Source organism: Streptomyces sp. NBC_00554, from assembly GCF_041431135.1.
Taxonomy (GTDB): domain Bacteria; phylum Actinomycetota; class Actinomycetes; order Streptomycetales; family Streptomycetaceae; genus Streptomyces.
Window position 1 is genome coordinate 21,201 of record NZ_CP107800.1, and the last position, 17,291, is coordinate 38,491.

At 71.0% G+C, this 17,291-nt stretch carries 17 protein-coding genes; 1 reads left to right on the forward strand and 16 read right to left on the reverse strand.

The window, feature by feature from the left end; genetic code table 11:
- Positions 1-299: 299 nt before the first annotated feature.
- Positions 300-926 (reverse strand): hemerythrin domain-containing protein, encoded by a 627-nt coding sequence (locus OG266_RS44530; protein WP_326718114.1) that lies wholly within the window; start codon positions 924-926, stop codon positions 300-302.
- Between the two features lie 270 nt (positions 927-1,196).
- Here OG266_RS44530 and sigJ point away from each other — a divergent pair, with 270 nt between their 5' ends.
- Positions 1,197-2,153 (forward strand): RNA polymerase sigma factor SigJ, encoded by a 957-nt coding sequence (gene sigJ, locus OG266_RS44535; RefSeq protein ID WP_329543395.1) that lies wholly within the window; start codon positions 1,197-1,199, stop codon positions 2,151-2,153.
- 13 nt (positions 2,154-2,166) lie between these two features.
- On the opposite strand, the gene OG266_RS44540 is transcribed toward sigJ, so the two are convergent.
- From OG266_RS44540 to OG266_RS44610, 15 genes are all read right to left on the reverse strand, one after another.
- On the reverse strand, positions 2,167-3,513 hold the full coding sequence (locus tag OG266_RS44540) for a cation:proton antiporter (RefSeq protein ID WP_371553312.1): 1,347 nt from the start codon (positions 3,511-3,513) through the stop codon (positions 2,167-2,169).
- Between the two features lie 26 nt (positions 3,514-3,539).
- Complete coding sequence (locus OG266_RS44545) at positions 3,540-3,950, reverse strand: nitroreductase family deazaflavin-dependent oxidoreductase (RefSeq protein ID WP_371553314.1); 411 nt, start codon at positions 3,948-3,950, stop codon at positions 3,540-3,542.
- 76 nt (positions 3,951-4,026) lie between these two features.
- Positions 4,027-4,584 (reverse strand): flavin reductase family protein, encoded by a 558-nt coding sequence (locus OG266_RS44550; RefSeq protein ID WP_371553316.1) that lies wholly within the window; start codon positions 4,582-4,584, stop codon positions 4,027-4,029.
- 174 nt (positions 4,585-4,758) lie between these two features.
- Positions 4,759-6,258, reverse strand: coding sequence for an FAD-binding oxidoreductase (locus OG266_RS44555; protein WP_371553318.1), 1,500 nt, complete (start codon positions 6,256-6,258; stop codon positions 4,759-4,761).
- 92 nt (positions 6,259-6,350) lie between these two features.
- Positions 6,351-7,988 carry an MFS transporter gene (locus OG266_RS44560; RefSeq protein ID WP_371553320.1) on the reverse strand — a complete coding sequence of 546 codons (1,638 nt, stop codon included), beginning with the start codon at positions 7,986-7,988 and terminating at the stop codon, positions 6,351-6,353.
- A gap of 112 nt (positions 7,989-8,100) precedes the next feature.
- The gene (locus OG266_RS44565) at positions 8,101-8,913 is read right to left on the reverse strand and encodes a dienelactone hydrolase family protein (RefSeq protein WP_371553322.1); all 813 of its coding nucleotides are present in this window, start codon (positions 8,911-8,913) and stop codon (positions 8,101-8,103) included.
- Positions 8,914-8,936: 23 nt separating this feature from the next.
- Positions 8,937-9,152, reverse strand: coding sequence for a hypothetical protein (locus OG266_RS44570; protein WP_371553324.1), 216 nt, complete (start codon positions 9,150-9,152; stop codon positions 8,937-8,939).
- 216 nt (positions 9,153-9,368) lie between these two features.
- Positions 9,369-9,734 carry an antibiotic biosynthesis monooxygenase family protein gene (locus OG266_RS44575; protein ID WP_332880896.1) on the reverse strand — a complete coding sequence of 122 codons (366 nt, stop codon included), beginning with the start codon at positions 9,732-9,734 and terminating at the stop codon, positions 9,369-9,371.
- A 37-nt stretch (positions 9,735-9,771) separates the two neighbouring features.
- Positions 9,772-10,377, reverse strand: a complete 606-nt coding sequence (locus OG266_RS44580) for a nitroreductase family deazaflavin-dependent oxidoreductase (protein WP_329543403.1) — start codon at positions 10,375-10,377, stop codon at positions 9,772-9,774.
- 27 nt (positions 10,378-10,404) lie between these two features.
- Positions 10,405-12,099, reverse strand: a complete 1,695-nt coding sequence (locus OG266_RS44585; RefSeq protein ID WP_371553326.1) for an NAD(P)/FAD-dependent oxidoreductase — start codon at positions 12,097-12,099, stop codon at positions 10,405-10,407.
- Positions 12,100-12,158: 59 nt separating this feature from the next.
- Positions 12,159-13,376 carry a ketosynthase chain-length factor gene (locus OG266_RS44590; RefSeq protein ID WP_329543405.1) on the reverse strand — a complete coding sequence of 406 codons (1,218 nt, stop codon included), beginning with the start codon at positions 13,374-13,376 and terminating at the stop codon, positions 12,159-12,161.
- Complete coding sequence (locus OG266_RS44595) at positions 13,373-14,632, reverse strand: beta-ketoacyl-[acyl-carrier-protein] synthase family protein (RefSeq protein ID WP_326725873.1); 1,260 nt, start codon at positions 14,630-14,632, stop codon at positions 13,373-13,375. The genes OG266_RS44590 and OG266_RS44595 overlap by 4 nt, the downstream gene beginning before the upstream one ends.
- Positions 14,633-14,660: 28 nt before the next feature.
- A complete protein-coding gene (locus OG266_RS44600) occupies positions 14,661-14,990 on the reverse strand; it encodes a TcmI family type II polyketide cyclase (RefSeq protein WP_329543406.1) in 330 nt (109 codons plus the stop codon).
- 260 nt (positions 14,991-15,250) lie between these two features.
- Positions 15,251-16,126 (reverse strand): hypothetical protein, encoded by an 876-nt coding sequence (locus OG266_RS44605; RefSeq protein ID WP_371553329.1) that lies wholly within the window; start codon positions 16,124-16,126, stop codon positions 15,251-15,253.
- Positions 16,127-16,292: 166 nt separating this feature from the next.
- Positions 16,293-17,048, reverse strand: a complete 756-nt coding sequence (locus tag OG266_RS44610) for a response regulator transcription factor (RefSeq protein ID WP_326718128.1) — start codon at positions 17,046-17,048, stop codon at positions 16,293-16,295.
- Positions 17,049-17,291: the final 243 nt, after the last annotated feature.

Sequence of the window (17,291 nt, forward strand, 5' to 3'; positions counted from 1 at the left end):
GTCCCTTTCGGGGAGATGGGTGCGGGAAAGGCGGAGGTCGGTGCGGGAAGGCGGGTGCGGGAAAGGCGGAGGGGGCGGGAAAGGCGACGCCCCTGCCGTGGTGCACGGCAGGGGCGTCGACGGGGGGTGCGTGCCCGGCCCCGGAGGGGTGGGCCGGGCAAGAGTGCGCCCCTGCCGGGGCGGGGGATGTCGCCGGCAGGGGCACGTAAGGGGGCGGCCGGTCACACGGGCCGCAGGGGTGGGGCTCAGAGGGCGGGCCGCAGGGGGCGGCTCAGGGGGCGCTGGTCAGGGGCGGGCGCTCAGACCCCCCACATCCCGCGCTTGCGGTAGCTCGACTCCCAGAACAGCTTGTTGAGGGCCTTCACCGGCGCGGGCATGGTGTCCAGGAACGCCTTGCGCTCCGTGGCGTTCTGCCCGTCCGTGATCCAGGGGAAGTAGACGGCCGCACCCTTGGGGCCCTGCTTGCGGGCCATCGCACCGCGGAAGGCGTCCCAGTCCTTGCCGGTGAGCACGTCCTGGATGAGCGGCAGCGCCTCGTTCTCCTCGTGCGCCATGTGGTCGCCCAGGACCCGCGCGAGCTCGGCCACCCGGGCGGGCAGGTCGGCGGCGCCCCGCGCCATGCCGTCGTCGACCGAGGCGAGAACCGGGTCGAGCTGGGCGTGCTCGGCCTCCATCTCGTCCAGGAGCTTCTGGTCGGCCGGCCGGCCACTCACGGCGCCCGCGACCCGCGGCCACAGGTCCGAGTCCTCGACGGTGTGGTGCAGGTGCAGCTGGAACTTGAAGTTCTCCCAGCCGTCGCGTACTTCCGGGGTTTTGGCGCGGCCCGCGGCCACCGCCGCGGCCAGTCGCTGAAGGTCGCGCCGGAAGGCGTCGTGCGTCGCGTACATGACGGCGAAGTTGATCTGGGCCTGCTGTGCGACTGCCATGGTGTGCATGCCTTTCGTGGATGGACCGGCCCGGGGCCGGCCGGCTTGAGGGAAGAACTCGCTGTCGCGAGCGGGGAGTGACGGTCTCTTCCTGCCGGGCTCCCCACGCCCCGCGGCCCGGGATGCCTTCGCGAATGAGAGGCAGGGGCCGGGGCCGGATGTGACATGGAACGCCGGAGTTGTGAGCTGAATCACATCAGCGGGCGCGGATGTCACATATCGCGGGCGAAAGCCGTCTCGGGTCTGAGCGCATCACACAGGAGGTGCACGATGTCCGACAGTCCTGCGGGCGACTACGCGGCCAGCCCCGTCGAAGCCTCCACCGAGGTCTTCGTCGGCTACCGCGAGTTGCTCTTCTCGATCGTCTACAACCTGCTCGGCACCGTCGCCGACACCGAGGACGTGCTGCAGGAGACCTGGTTGTCGTGGTCGGCGAAGAAGAGCCGCTCCCCCGACCAGGAGATCGACAACCCGCGGGCCTACCTCGTGCGGATCGCGGTCAACCACGCCCTGGGCCGCAAGGCCGCCATCAAACGGCGCCGCGAGACCTACGTGGGCCCCTGGCTGCCGGAACCGCTGGTCGGCCGGGTCGCCGACGCCGGGCCGGCCGCCGACGCCGCCCACCACGCGCTGCAGGGCGAGTCGGTGTCCATGGCGCTGATGGTGGTGCTGGAGACCCTCTCCCCGCTGGAGCGGGCGGTGTTCGTCCTGCACGACGTGTTCGGCTACGAGCACGCCGAGATCGCGGGCATCCTCGACCGCAACCCCACCTCGGTGCGCCAGCTCGCCCACCGGGCCCGCGCCCACGTACAGGCGCGCCGCCCCCGCTACCAGGCCGACCCCCAGGTACAGCAGCAGGTCACCGAGCGGTTCATCGACGCCGCTCTCGGCGGCGACCTGAACGCCCTGATGCAGATGCTGGCACCCGACGTCACCATGTGGACCGACGGCGGCGGCAAGGTCCCCACCGCGGGCCTGCGCCCGGTCATCGGCCGGGAGAAGGTGTGCCGGCTGCTCGCCGGCTACGCCAGCCGGGCACCGCAGGACATCGACATCCACTACCGGCACGTCAACGGCGACCCCTCGGCCGTGGTGTTCTCCGAGGACTCCCCCTACGCGGTCCTCGTCATGGACCTCACGCCCGAGAGCGACCAGGTGCGGGGCATCTACGCCGTGATCAACCCGGACAAGCTGGCCAGTGTGCGGTCCGGACAGGACGAGGACTGACCCCCGGTGGGCGTCAGCCCACACCGTGACCGTGTCCGGCGGTCGCCCCGGCGACATCGCCGCGGCCGGCCGCGGCCGCTTCCGCGCCGTCGGCGGGGCGGGGCGCGGGCGCCACCAGGGGCGTCCCGGTGCGGTCCCTGAGCAGCAGGTTGAGGACGGGGGCCGCGATGCCGGTGGTGACCAGCGCCATCAGCACCATCGCGGAGAACAGCTGCACGGTCAGCAGCCCCAGGCTCAGCCCGACGTTCAGCAGGACCAGTTCGGTCAGCCCGCGGGTGTTCATCAGCACACCGAGCACGGTGGCGTCCTTCCAGCCCATACCGGTCAGACGCGCGGACAGGGCGACACCGCCCAGCTTGCCCAGGCAGGCCACCGCGATGATGGCCACCATCTGCAGCACACCGCCGGCGGTGAGCGTGGTGAGGTCCACGGACAGGCCGGTGACCACGAAGAAGACCGGGAGCAGCAGCTTGCCGGCCGACTCCAGGGGCGGCAGGGCCACCCGGTGCAGCAGGCTGTCGCGGCGCCTGGGCATCACGAGGCCGAACATGAACGCCCCGAAGATGGCGTGGATGCCGATGTGGGAGGTGGTGAACGCCGACGTGAACGCGCCCGCGGCGACCAGGACGGCGACGTACGGCGTGTGGGCGACCTTCAGCCGGTCGCCGACCGCGGCGAGCGCGGGGCGCACCAGCCACAGCATGACGGCGACGTAGACCGCCGACCAGGCCATCACCGTCAGGAACCCGGCGGTGCCGGTGGCGGTGGTCAGGGCGACCACGACGGCCAGCATGCACCAGGCGAGCAGGTCGTCCGCGGCCGCGAGGCCCAGAGCCAGGGTGCCGGTCCTCGTCGACTGCAGGCCCTGTTCGGCGATGATCCGGGCCAGCACCGGGAAGGCGGTGATCGACATGGCGACGCCGAGATAGAGGGCGAACTCGGTGAACGGCACGGTGTGGCCGTTGACGACGTCGTGCGAACCGTAGATCAGCCAGGCGAGCCCGATACCCAGGGCCATGGGCAGTGCCAGCGAGCTGATCCAGATGGTGCCGGTGGAGCGGAAGCGGCCCTTGAGGGCGCCGCTGTTGAACTCCCAGCCGATGATGAACATGAAAAGGAGCAGACCCACCTGGGAGACGACGCCCAGGTGGGGGCGTATCTCGGCGGGGAAGAACCGCTCGGGCAGGCCGCCCGGCAGCAGGCCGAGCAGGCTCGGACCCAGGCAGATGCCGACGGTGATCTCACCGATCACGGCAGGTTGCTTGATACGGCGGCACAGCGCGGTGACGACGGCCGTCAGGGCGAGGATCAGGGCTATGCCGCCGATCGCCGTGACGGTGATCCACTCGGAGTGGGGCACAGCAGTCTCCTGTCAGGCGGGCAGGGTCATGGTCGGGCCGGCGCGGTGGCCGGGGTGTCGAGGGGGCGCAGTTCGATGAAGTCGAAGGCCTTGAAGCGGCGCAGCAGGGGCCGGAGCGGGGCCGGTACGACGGCCTGCTGCGGGTCGGTGAACACGTGCGGCTGGTGCAGGCGGATGTGCCGGCCCCGGGTGTGCAGTTCGCAGCCGCCGGCGGCGACGGTGTTGCGCACCCAGTCGGACTGGGGGCCGTAGGGAAGTGACATGACGTAGTGCGGGCCGCGTTTGAACACCTTGACCGGGGTGCGGTAGGCGCGCCCGGACTTGCGTCCCGTGTGGACGACGGCGCCGAACCCGGGCATCCGGGTCAGGACGGGGCCGACGAATCGGTTGGCGAAGGTGCGGTTGAAACGGGCCAGACGCCTTTGGACGGCGGACATCCATGACTCCTTCGTGCCGGTCTGGACGTGCAGTTGGGGAAACGGGGGGCAAGGCGGCGGGGCGGCGGGGCGGGGCTCAGCCGTCGAAGATGGGGTGGGTGCCGCGCTGTTCCTCCTCCAGGGAGCCCATCGACCCGCGGAAGAAGATCAGCGGTTCCTGGTCCGCGCACGGCACGCCGAGCTCCACCACCTCGCCGACGAAGATCGTGTGGTCGCCGCCCTCGAAAGCGTTGACCAGGCGGCAGGACAAAAAGGCCATCGCCTCGCTGAGGACGGGGACGCCGGTGGCCGACAGATGGTGGTCCACGCTCTGCAGCGTGGCGGTCTGCCGGCCCGCGAACGCCCAGGCCACCTGCTCCTGACGGCCGGTCAGGAAGTTCACGGCGTAGGCCCCGGTCTCCTCCACCACCTGGCGCAGCCGCGAGTCCTTGTGCAGGCAGAACAGGACCAGCGAGGGGTCCAGGGAGACCGAGGTGAAGGAGTTGACGGTGGCTCCGGACGCCTGCTCGCCGGTGCCGCTGGTGATCACGGTCACCCCGGTGACGAACAGGCCGCACACATTGCGCAGCAGTTTGCCGTCGACGGGTCCAACAGCCCGGTGTGGTCGTCGGGTCTGTGGCTGTGTCGCAGTCATGGGCGCCCCCTGGGCCGTGGGAAGAGAAGGTGAGGTGCCGCCGTCGCCCCGGGAGCAGGGCCAGCGGATGCTCCCGGCGTGGCCGGGCAGATGTGCTCCGGGCGCGGCCGGCCGATGCTCCGGGCGCGGCCGGCCGATGCTCCGGGCGCGGCCGGCGGATGCTTCCGGGTGTGGCTAGCGGATGCTCTGGGCGTAGCTGAAGAGGCCGTACGGGTCGTAGGCGGCCTTGGTCGCGGCGAGCCGCGGGTAGTTCTCGGCGTAGTAGGACCGCTTCCAGTCCTTGAGGGCCGGGTCGATGAAGTTCTGGTAGGTCTCGCCGCTGGAGTAGGGGTCGATCGCGGCGAACCCGCGGTCCACCCACAGGCGGGCGGCCGCCTTGCCCTCGTCGGTGGCCGAAGCCGGGATGGTGGCCAGGTAGTTGGTGGTGCAGAGGCTGTCGCGGTGCACATAGGCGGTCGCCCGGCGGCCGAGGTCGGAGTCGGCTCCGCCCAGCGGCAGCACCTGCAGCTGGTGGATCTGGCCCGCCTGGCGGTCCGCGTCGAACACCGCGAGCGCGGAGGCCCAGCCGCTGCGCGCCATCGGGGCCTTGAACATGCGGCTGCGTTCCAGGCCGAACGCGGGCCTGCTCAGCTGCCCTTCGGGGTGCATCTCCGCCGCCCGGTGGCACTGCTCGGTGGTCCGGGTGGCGCAGCCGTACACGCCCATCATCAGCGTGCGGTAGGGCAGGACCGCGTCGGTGCGGGCGGCCGCCGGCCCGGTCAGGGTGAGCAGCCGGCCCACCTCGCCGGCCAGTTCGTCGGCCGTGCCGGCGGAGACCAGACGGATCGCGGGCACCGGGGTGGAGCCGGGAGCCGCGTCGACGAGGGTGACCACGCAGGCGCCGCCGATGGTGCGGGGTGCGTCCGCCAGCCACCGGGCGTATCCGTCGACCATGTCGAGCGCCTTGTCGTAGGCGAAGACGAGGGTCGAGGTGGCCACGTCGGTGACCGCGTGGGGGGTGGCGGTGTAGGAGGTGACGACGCCGAAGTTGCCGCCGCCACCGCCTCGTATCGCCCAGAACAGGTCGCTGTTGCGGCTCGCCGAGGCGGTCACCGTGCGGCCGTCGGCGAGGACCACCTGGGCGCAGGTCAGGGCGTCGCAGGCCATGCCGAGCGGGCGGGTCAGGAAGCCGAGGCCGCCGCCCTGGACGAATCCGCCGGCCGCGACCGTGGGGCAGGCGCCGCCGGCCACCGCCAGTCCCGCGGGGGCCAGGGTGTTGAGGAGGTCGACGTTCTGGGCGCCGGGCCCGAAGGTCACCGAACCGGCGCCCAGGGCGATGGAGTTCAGGCGGGACACGTCGACGACCAGGCCCGTGGTGATGGAGTATCCGCCGAGGCTGTGGCCGCCGCTGCGGACCGATATGGGGATGTCCTGGTTCTGTGCGAAGGCCAGGCACAGGGCGACGTCGGCCGCGCCCGCGCAGTAGGCGACGGCCTGCGGTGCGATGGTGTCGAACTGCTGGAGTTCCAGCTGCTTGGCGGTCGCGTAGGAGGAGTCGCCGGGCAGGACCAGGGTGCCGGCCAGGTGGCCGCGCAGCTGCTCCCAGGGGGCGTCGGCGTAGGCGGACGCCGGGCGGACGGCGGCGAGGGCGAGGGCGGTGCCGGAGGCCCCGAGGAGTGTTCTTCGACTGATCATGATTTCAAGTCCCAGCAGAGCGCCCCCGGTCCGAAGGACCGGGGGCGGAGGTTGACAGCGGGCGGAGGTGCGGGCGGAGCGCCTCGCGGGGGTCAGTGTGCGGCGGTGGCGTCCTTGGCGGGTTCGGTCTCCTCCGGCTCGGCGGGCGGTGCGCCGTGTGCCATGCCGGAGGGGGTCGGTCCGCCCTTGAGGGCGAGGCACAGGGCCGCGCCGGCGAACATCGTGACGGCGGGCACCAGCATGGTGGGCTGCAGGGCGTCCACGAAGCCGTTGCCGAAGACCTTGCCGGCCAGCTCCTGGATGCTGCGGGCGACGTCCTCGGGAACACCCGAGGGCAGCGAGGCGGACTGTTCCGTGCCCACCCCCACGTTCTGCGCCCCGTTGGCGAATCCGTTGATGAAGTCCGCCCGGTACTCCTGCGGCAGTGACTGGGCGCCGGTCTGGGCCTCCTCGCGCATCGCGGAGACCAGCTTGGCCTGCAGCACCGCGCCGATCACGGCACCGGCGAGTACCGAACCGACCTGCCGCAGCGCGTTGTTGACGCCGGAGGCGGCACCGGTCAAGCGCGGCGGCACGTTGCGCATCACCTCGGAGCCCATCGGGGCGAAGGTGCATCCGGCGCCGAGTCCGGCGACGAAGAGCGGGCCGACGAACGCGGTCCAGGAGCTGTTGGTGTCGGCGACCAGGAAGATCCAGGTGATGCCGATGCCGAACATCGACAGACCGGCCGTCAGGATGTACTTGCCGCCGAACTTCTCCGACAGGATGCCGGCGGGGCCGGCCGTGAACATGGAGCCCAGTGCGAGGGGCACCAGGACGAGGCCGGTCTTCAGAGCGCTGAAGCCGAGCACGGACTGCAGGTAGATCGTTGTCGGCAGCAGGATGCCCAGGACACCGAAGGAGACCGCGATACCGACGAGGTTGACGACGGTGAAGTTGCGGTCCTTGAACAGGGAGAACGGCAGCAGCGGTTCGTTGTCCTGCTGGCCGCGCTCGTACATGAGGAAGACCGCGAGCAGGACGCCGGAGGCCGCGATCAGCGCCCAGATCCAGCCGTTCCACTCGTAGCGCTCACCCTCGATGAGGCCGAAGGCCAGGCAGAACAGGGTCGCCGAGACGAGCAGGGTGCCCGGCAGGTCGAAGCGGTGCTTGACCACCCGTACGTGCTTGGGCATGAGCCGCAGGCCGAACAGCAGCACCAGCACGCCGACCGGGATGTTGACGAAGAACACCCACCGCCAGTCCAGGTGCGTGACCAGCAGGCCGCCGACCGTCGGGCCGATCGCTCCGGAGACGCCCGCGACCCCGCCCCACACGCCGTAGGCGACGCCGCGCTTCTCCGGCGGGAACACATCGGTGATGATCGACAGCGTCTGCGGGATCAGCATCGCCGCACCCACACCCTGCAGCGCGCGGAACGCGATGAGCTGGGAGGGGTCCTGGGCCAGGCCGCAGGCCAGGGAGGCGAGGGTGAACACGGCCACGCCGGAGAGGAAGAGGTTCCCCTTGCCCCGGATGTCGCCCAGGCGCCCGGCGGTGATGATCAGTGTGGCGAGGACCAGGGTGTAGGCGTTCACGACCCAGAGGATCTTGTCGAGCGAGGCCCCCAGATCGTCGGTCATGTCCGGGATGGCGATGTTCACGATCGTCAGGTCGACCAGGGTCATCACGAACCCCAGGCACAGGACGCTCAGAACCGCCCACGGATTTGTCTGCCGTTCTCGAGTCATTTTCCTCTCCTTGTCGCGGCGTCAGGCGCGCACGTTGTGTGGCGGTGCACCCAAGAGGGCGGATCGGGCCCGGGTGTGACATGCGGAGCCGGCGGTGAGACGCACGTCACACTCACGCGGCGGGGGTGAGCCGTTCCCGCAGGAAGGCGACGACGCGGGCACGGGCGGCGAGGGCCTGGTGTCCGGGCGTCTCGCGCACCTCGACGGTCAGCACGGAGTGCGCGCTCTTGGCGAAACCGCCGTCGTTGCCCGGGGCGGAGTCGAGTTCGATCACGTCGAAGGCGTCCCCGAGCCGCTCCCGCAGCGTGGTGAACCGCTGCGCCGGAGAGATCCCGTCCTTGCTGAACCTCAGGCCGAGCACGCACAGCCCCTCACCGCGGGTCCGTGCGGCGACGGCGTCGAGCTCGCCGGCCGCGCACCCCGCATCCGCGCGCCGGGCCCGGCTCGTCGAGAACGGCACCGAGGGCTGGCTGACGACGGGGGCGAGTACGGCGGGGTCGACGGCCGCGGCCAGCGCGAAGCCGCCGGTGAAGCACATGCCGATGACGCCGACGCCGGGGCCCGGGGTGCGGGTGGCCAGCTCACGGGCGAGCGCCCGCAGATGGTCGGCGACGGGGCGGCGGGCGTTGGTGGCGAAGGCCCGGAACTCGGCGGACACGCAGAGCCGGGCGACGACGCCCAGCGTGTAGGGCGCGGAGTCCGGCCGGCCGGGTGTGCCGAACAGGGAGGGCACCGCGACCGTGAACCCCTCCTTGACGAGGTGTTCGGCCAGGCCCAGCACCTCGGGTGTGATGCCGGGGATCTCCGGGACCAGGATCACCCCGGGCCCGGTCCCCTTCTCGTACACGTCGTGGGTGACCCCGCCGCCGGTGAAGGGGCGCCGGCTCCATCCGGTGAGGTCCGATGTCGGTGCGGTGCCGGTCACGGCGCTCTCCTTGCGAGGGGGTCTCAGCGGGCGGCCGGCTGCCGCCGTGCGCGCAGCAGCAGTACGACGAGGGAGGCGGTGGCCGCGATCACGTCGATGTGGTCGAGGGCCCGGCTCGAGCCCCTGGCGCGCACGGCCTTGCGCGCCAGGGACACGGTGCTCACCGCCAGCGCGGCACGGGACAGCAGCAGGCGCCCGGAACCGGGTGCCGGTGCGGCGTCGGGACGTAGGTCACTCATGTCGGTGCTCCTGTGGGATGGGGTGCCCGGAAGGGGCGGCCGCCCTGCGCGCGGGGCGGCCGCCGCCCCTCCCCCGCCCGATGCCCCGTAAGGCTCCGGTGACGCGCGGCACCCTTCCCGCTGCGCCGTGCGGCGGTGTCCTGGGCGCCGGAGGCTGCCGCGCCGGGCTGGGTGACGCGGCGGCGGGCGCGGCGGCCCGGGCGGCGGTGGCGGGTGTCAGGCGATGCAGATCCCCTCGACGGCGATCTTCTCGTAGACGTGCGGGTAGGCCGTGATCCCGTCCGGGTACTTGGCCGCCGACTGCTGGAACTCCGGCTTGCTGAACGCGGCGAAGAGGGCCTCGGTGGACTCCCAGACCGCCACGTTCACCAGCAGGCGGCTGCCCGCGGTGCCCTTGTGCAGCTGGGTCTGGATGCAGCCCGGGCTGCCCTTCATGTACGCGGCGTCCTCCTGCCAGATCTTGAGGAACTCCTCGTACAGCTCCGGGGGCACGTCGAAGACGTTGACCAGGGTGATCGGCCCCGTCTTCTCCTGGAACTGCCGCATCAGCGGGGTGGACGGATCCAGGGCTTCGATCTTCATGTGCTTCCTTCCATGGGGTGCGGGAGTGCGGGGGTGCTCACAGCTGCTGCGGGTCGAGGTCGTCGGGGGTGATCTCGAGGACCGGGATGGGGCGGCTCGCGCGCTTTTGGAACTCGGCGATGAACGGGAAGACCTCGGTGAACTCGCGCCACCGGCGGTCGCGTTCGTCGCCGGTGAGGATCCGCGCGGTGGCCGGGAACTGCTCGGGGCCGATGTCCACACTCACCTGCGGGGTGGCCCGTACGTTGTGGAACCAGGCGGGGTGGCTGGCCTGCGGGCCGCCGGGCACGTCGAAGTGGCCGGGGGCGGCGCACACGATGTAGCGCCCGTTGTCGTAGACGTAGCCGACGGGCAGTGTGCGCGGCAGGCGCGTCTTGCGGCCGGTGGTGGTCAGCAGCATCGCGTCCAGGCGCCCGAAGTGCCCCATGATCTTTCCGCGGGACTTGCGGTACAGGAACAGATGCAGGTGCAGGAAGGACTTGTTGACCTTCTTGACGTACTTGTTCGGCGGCTTGGAGTACAGGTAGACGTTGAAGCGCGTGAAGGCCTGCACCAGGGGGTTGGTGTCCTCCATCTGCGGCCGGGTGGAGGACCACGAGGACAGGGCGGCCTTGTCCTCGGTCTCCGGCAGGGTCTGCGTCATGGACCGGTCCTTCTTCCAGAGGGGCTTCTAGAGGGGCTTCTTGCCCTTGAGGGCGGAGCGCACGGAGCTGCTCACCAGCGAGCGGGCGATGTCGCGCATCTCGCCCGCGGGGGCCTTGCGCAGCGACCAGTTCATGAACTTGGCGACCATCGCGGTGGTCGGGTACACGAACCGGGTGGACTCCTCGTCCTTCCAGCCGAACACCGGGTTCAGGCCCTCGCACTCACGCAGCGCCGCGAAGATGGTGTCCGCGGCGGTGTCCCCGTCGAGTTCGCCGACCTCGTACTTCTCGCAGGTCTCCGCGGTCAGTTCGAGGATCTTCTTGAACTCGTCCTGGGGCCACCACAGGCCGGGGTAGGGGGTGTTCTCCAGGTTCTTCAGGTGCTGCTCGTCGCCGTCGAGTTCGTACTGGACGCGGGCCCGGTGCAGCCGCATGACGCCCGGTGTGAGGAACCCGCCCCACACCCGGAACACCGCGTTCCACAGCCGGAAGTGGGAGAAGGCGATGTAGGAGGCGTTGACGAGGTCGTCGTTGTGCTGCAGCAGTCCGCGCTCGAGCTGCTCGACGTACTCGAACCGCTCCACCGACCAGTCGTCGTCCTTGACCGACTCCAGGATGCGGGTGCACAGCGAGTACACCACCTCGAAGGTGTTGGACAGGCCGCGCGAGTACAGCGGGTCCAGGAAGCCGGCCGCGTGCGACATCAGGCACCAGCGGGGGCCGATCGAGCGGCTGGAGGAGTACTGCAGGCGGTCGGTGGAGACCCACTCGCGGACCCGCTTGGCGCCCACGAACTGCCGCTTGACCGCCGGGTACCTGTCGAGGAAGGAGCGCCACTCCTGCTCGGGCGTGATGTCGGTGGGCTTGGGGTAGGTGCGCTCGTCCATGGTGATGCCGACGGAGCACATCGGGTTCTTGGAGCCCTTGACGTTGTCGAACGGGATGATCCAGAACCAGCCGCGTTCGATGAGGTGGTGCAGGGTGCCGCCGTGCCACTGCGCGGGCGGGCGCCGGCTCACCGGGTGGTGGGAGACGTCGTCGAAGGGCTTGACGCCGATGTAGTGCGTGAACATGGAGCGGGCGTGGTGCTTGAAGCGGGTGGGCTGCTCGCGCAGGGAGAACTTCTCCGCCAGCGGGGAGCGGAAACCGCTCGCGTCGATCAGGTACTTGGCGCGGAACACCTCGCCGTTGCGGCCGGTGATCGTGACGCCGTCGTCGTCGAAGTCGAGGTCGGTGGCGAACCAGTTCTGCCGGGTGGTGCAGCCGTACTTGGCGGCGACGTTGAAGTAGTACTGGTCGCTGTCCTGCCGGAAGAGGTGGCTGGCGTCGGTGAGGACCTTGGGGATGACGAACATCGTCGCCTCGTCCGGGTCCGGTTCCTTGCCCACCTCGTGCTTGATGAACCCGAAGTTCTGCTTCTTGCCGTGGTGGGGCCCGATGTGGTCGGCGACCGCCTTCACGTTCAGCAGATGGCCGATCTCCGGCACGTCGAAGCGGGACTTGAGGATGTGCAGCCACTCGATCAGCTGTGGCGTCATGGACTCGCCGACGGCGAACCGCGGGTGCTGGCCGGCGTCGACGAGGACCACGTTGGCGCCCTGGCGGGCCAGGATCGCTCCGCTGACCGAGCCGGCCAGGCCCGATCCCAGGATGAACACGTCGCAGTGCTGGACGTTGTCGGACTTCTTGGCCGGGCCCTTGGCCATGACCTTGCTGGGCATACGCGCCACCTTCTCTCCGGGCGATGTCTGTGCCGTGTCTGTCGGGGCGCGGCCGGCGTTCACGAGGCGCTCCGGCGCACGACCATGGCGGAGTTGAAACCGCCGTATCCGCGGGCGAGGACCAGCGCGGTGTCCACCTTGGCGGGGCGCTCCACGCCCGTGACCAGGTCCAGGCGGTAGGCGGGATCCGGGGTGACCTGGACGGTGGGCGGGATCACGCCGTCCCTGATGGACAGCAGGGCCGCGGCCACGTCCAGCGAGGCGGCGCCGGACAGCAGACGCCCGGTCATCGTCTTCGGCGCGGTCACGGCGACCCCTTGGGGGCCGAAGACCTCGGTGACCGCGTCCGCCTCGGCGCGGTCGAGCTCGGGGATCGCGGCGGCGTCCGCGAACACCACGTCGACCTCGCCCGGCCGGGTGCCGGCCTCGGCGAGCGCGAGCCGTATCGCCCGGGTGAGGCCCGGCGGGCGGCCGGTGTGGGCCGGCGGGTCGAAGGTGGCCGCGTATCCGGCGATCTCGCCGTACACGCGCGCTCCGCGTTCCCGTGCCGAGGATGCGTCCTCCATGACGAGGAGGGCGCCGCCCTCGCCGGGGACGTGGCCGGCCGCCTCGCTGTCGAAGGGCAGGTAGCAGCGGGCGGGGTCGTCGCCGGTGCTGAGGCGTCCGCCGGCGAGCTGGGCGACGTGGCCCCAGGGGCAGATGGAGCCGTCGACGCCGCCGGAGACGATCAGTTTGCTGCCCTTGCGGATCTGGCGGCGGCCCTGTGCCAGGGCGTCCAGGCCGCCGGCCTGGTCGGAGACGACGACGCCGCTGGGGCCGCGCATGCCGTGGCGGATGGAGATCTGGCCGGTGTTGACGGCGTAGAACCAGGCGAAGGACTGGTAGGCGCTGACGTACTGGCCGCCCTTGCTCCACAGCGCCTGGAGTTCGCGCTGGCCGAACTCGAAGCCGCCCGAGGAGCTCGCGGTGACGACGCCCATGTCGAAGGGGTCCCACTCCTGGGGCCGCACGCCTGCGTCCGCGAGCGCCCAGTCGGCGGCGACGAGCGCGAGCCGGGTCATGTGGTCGGTCTGCGGCAGCAGCCGGCCCGGCAGATGGTCCTCGGCACGGAAGCCCGGAACCTCGCCTGCCAGGCGGGCCGGGTAGCCGGAGGCGTCGAACCGTTTGATCTTGTCGATGCCGCTGAGTCCCTTGCGGGTGGCGGCCCAGAAATCGTCGGTGCCCAGCCCGTTGGGGGCGGTGACGCCGAGTCCTGTGATGACGACCGGGGTGTTCATGCTGCCCTCCGCAACACCATCGCGCTCTGGAACCCGCCGAATCCGCTGCCCACGCTCAGCACCGTGTCCGTGCGCTGTTCGCGGGCGTGCAGGGGCACGTAGTCCAGGTCGCACTCGGGGTCGGGCTCGTGCAGGTTGGCCGTGGGCGGCACCAGGTTGTTCTCGATCGCCAGGACCGAGGCGGCGATCTCCAGGGAGCCGATCGCGCCGAGTGAGTGCCCCACCATCGACTTGATGGAGCTGACCGGGGTGCGGTAGGCGTGCGCGCCCAGGCTGTGCTTGAACGCGGCGGTCTCGTGCCGGTCGTTCTGCTTGGTGCCCGAGCCGTGCGCGTTGATGTAGTCGACCTGCTCGGGGTTGATGCGCGCCTCGTCCAGGGCGAGCCGGATCGCCTCGGCCATCTCCAGGCCGTCGGGGCGGAGCCCGGTCATGTGGAAGGCGTTGCAGCGCGTGGCGAAGCCCGCGATCTCGGCGTAGATGTACGCGCCGCGCCGCTCGGCCCGCTCGCGCTCCTCCAGGACGAACATGGCGGCGCCCTCACCGAGGACGAAGCCGTTGCGGGTCCGGTCGAAGGGGCGGGAGGCGTGGGCGGGGTCGTCGTTGCGCGGGGTGGTCGCCTTGATGGCGTCGAAGCAGGCCACCGTGATGGGTGAGATGGGGGCGGCGGCCGCGCCGGCGAACATCACGTCCGCGCTGCCCTCGCGGATCAGCTCGGTGGCGTATCCCACCGAGTCCAGGCCCGAGGTGCAGCCGGTGGAGACGACGGCGGCCGGGCCCTCGGCGCCGACCTTCCACGCCACTTCGCTCGCGAACGAGCTGGGCACGAAGTAGTCGTACAGGTGCGGCACCGCGTAGCGGTGGTCGACCAGGTCGAGGCGGCCGCCGTCGCTGACGATGCGGTACTCGCGGTCCAGGGCCATGGTCGCGCCGACGCCGCTGCCCACCGTCACTCCGGTGCGGTGGGGGTCCAGGTCGGTGAGGGCCAGGCCGCTGTCGGCGAGTGCCTCGGCGGTGGTGACGACCGCGAACTGGGCGGCCCGGTCCATGCGCCGGACCTCCTGCGGGCTCAGCCCGTGCAGTTCGGGGTCGAAGTCGACTTCGGCGGCCACCCGTGAGCGGAACGGTGTCGCGTCGAAGGAGGTGATGGTGCGGGTGGCGGTCCTGCCGTGGCTGAGCAGGTTCCAGAAGTCCTTGGTGCCGACACCGGCGGGTGCCACCACGCCGATGCCGGTGATCACTACTTGGCGTCCCATCAGGACGTCGCTCCCTTCCGGGGAAAGTGCGTCACGAGGTGGGGGTCCAGTCGTAGAAGCGCTGGGCCATCGCGTCGGCCGGCGAGCGCCAGGTCGCCGGGTCGTAGGCCTCGATGTACGGCTTGAGGTCGTCGCTGATCCTCACGAACAGCGGGTGGGTCTTGGCCTCCTCGATGGCCTCGCCGCCCTGGGCGGAGTCGAAGTCCTGGAGGTGGAAGTACAGGCCCCGGTAGGCGAAGAGCTGCCGCCGCCGGGTCCCCATGAGGTGCGGCATCTCGGTGCCGTCGAACTCCCCGAAGATCCGGGCGACGTCACCGCTGGACCCCGGGTCCATCCGCGCCACGATCAAAGTGCTGTGCATGGGCTCTCCCTGGCTGGAAGGGGCGGTGACAGCCGCCGAGGGGAAAATTTTCTGGTTCATTTCCGAACACGAACTCCGCGGCTCCTGTGGCAACGCGGGTCGGTGAGCGGGAAGACCGGTGACGGAATTCTCTGAATTCGCGGCGTCGCGCCGACAGTTCACCGGATCCTTGCTCATAGCTTCTTCGGTTCCCGTCCGAATAACAATGCGCATTCGTGCAGATCCGTGTCAGGAAAACTTCAGGACTATGCGGCGGACGTTCAGGTTCCGGCGCCGCCGCGGCGCACGAAGCACTCGTGCACGTCGGACTCCGCGTAGTACGTCCGCCCGGCCCGGGTCCGCCGGCGCCAGCGCTGCTCGCTGGCCAGCCGGTAGACGGTGCCGGTGGGGGTGGACCAGAGCCGGGCGACATCACCGGCCGTCAGCCAGCGCTCCTGCGGGGGGTTCCCGGCCTCCTGCCCGGCCTCCTGGCCGCTCTCCTGGCCGCCCCGCAGGGCGCGGCGCAGCTCGGTCCACAGCCGGCCCGGCCAGGCGTGCGACGGGTCGGCGTCGCACTGGATACCGGCGTTGGCGCCGGGGTCGGCGCCGCCGCCGCGCACCACCGTGACCAGGCGTCCCGTGCAGCCGGGCGCCACGCAGTCCCCGACGCTGACCCGGCGCAGCGTCTCGCGGCGTGCCACCCGGTGCGCGGCCCGCTCCAGGCGCGCCACCTCACGGGTGGCGTCCGCGGCGGCGGGGTGGGCGGCGAGCCAGCCGGCGTGCCGCATCAGGAGGCCGGCCAGGGCGCGGACCGTCCGCTCGGGCGCGGGCACGCCGCGCTGGGTGACGACGAGGCCGCCCCACGAGCCGAGCGTGGCGATGATGTCCGCCCGCACGTCGGCGGCCGCGGCGTTGAAGGGCAGACCCGAGGGCACCGGGCCGCCCGTCGTCCGCTCCCGCCCCTCGGTGCGGGGGCCGGCGCTGAGGACCTCCTCCAGTTCGGCGTAGAGGCCGGGCAGCTGCCGCAGCCGCTGGGTGAACAGGTGCAGACACCCCGGGCACAGGCGCAGGCGAGGTGCCGCGAGCTCGGCGGGTCCTGCGGTTTTCTTCCGGCAGTCGGCGCCGTCGCACCGGGTGCGGGTGTCGGCGGACGTCATTTCTGGCTCGTTCGTTCGGTTCATTTCCGATCCCCCGTTGACTGTTGACTGGGCACGACGTGTTTGCCGCCTTGCGACCGGAAAGGGAATGCGTCGTAGACGCACGTTCTCCGGTATGGGCGGTGGGTGTGTGAAATCGAGGTGGAGAATGCAGGGAAAGGGGGTCTCAGGCGCGCCCGATGCGGAAGCCGACCCCGTGCACCGTGATGATCCAGTCGCGGGATCCCAGCTTGGTGCGCAGGCTGCTCACATGCGTGTCCACGGTGCGCCGGGACCAGGAGTCCGCCCACACCTCCCGCATGAGCTGCTCCCGGGTGACGACCGTCTCGGGCCGGGAGGCCAGCAGGAACAGCAGGTCGAACTCCTTGCGGGTCACGGCGATGGTGCGGCCGCCCAGGCGGACCTCGCGCAGCGCCGCGTCGATGCGCAGCGCCCCGATCGCCAGGACCTGACGGGTCGTGCGGGGCTGCACGCGGCGCATCACGGCCTCGATGCGGGCCAGCAGCTCCCTCAGCCCGCAGGGCTTGACCAGGTAGTCGTCGGCACCGGCCTGCAGGCCGAGCACGACGTCCAGTTCGCCGCCGCGGGCGGTGAGCGCGATGACCGCGGTGCGGCCGGAGGCGGTGAGCTGCCGGCACACCTGGAGGCCGTCGACGTCCGGCAGGTCGATGTCGAGGAGCACGATGTCGACGTCGGCCTCCCCGTAGGTCTCCAGCGCGGCATAGCCGTTGCGCGCACGGTCGACGTGGTGGCCGTGCCGGCGCAGCGCCTCGGCCAGCGGCTGGGAGTCCTCGGCGCGGGCGTCGACGATCAGGACACGCCAAGCGGTGTGCGGCGTCGGAGCGGCGCGGACCTCGGCCTCGAGCATCTCGCGGCGCAGTGGCGAGAGGGGATTGAGCAGGTCGGCTGACGCCTGACGCATGACTCACCTCCAGAACGGCCGGCATTCAAGACTCGTACGGATTCGGCCACCGTAGGAAATGGCGTGCCAACTCCCGGTCAGAGCAAGTGCAGGAGATGTACAACGCCGGGCACGGGGTTGGGCAGCCGTGCGGGTGGCCCGGCCGTGCGGGCTTGCCGAAAGTTGGCGTTGCGGTGCGGCGCACCTGGCACAGCCGTGCCGTCTCGTTGTCGTGGCACCGCCGATGCTGACAGCAGCATCCGA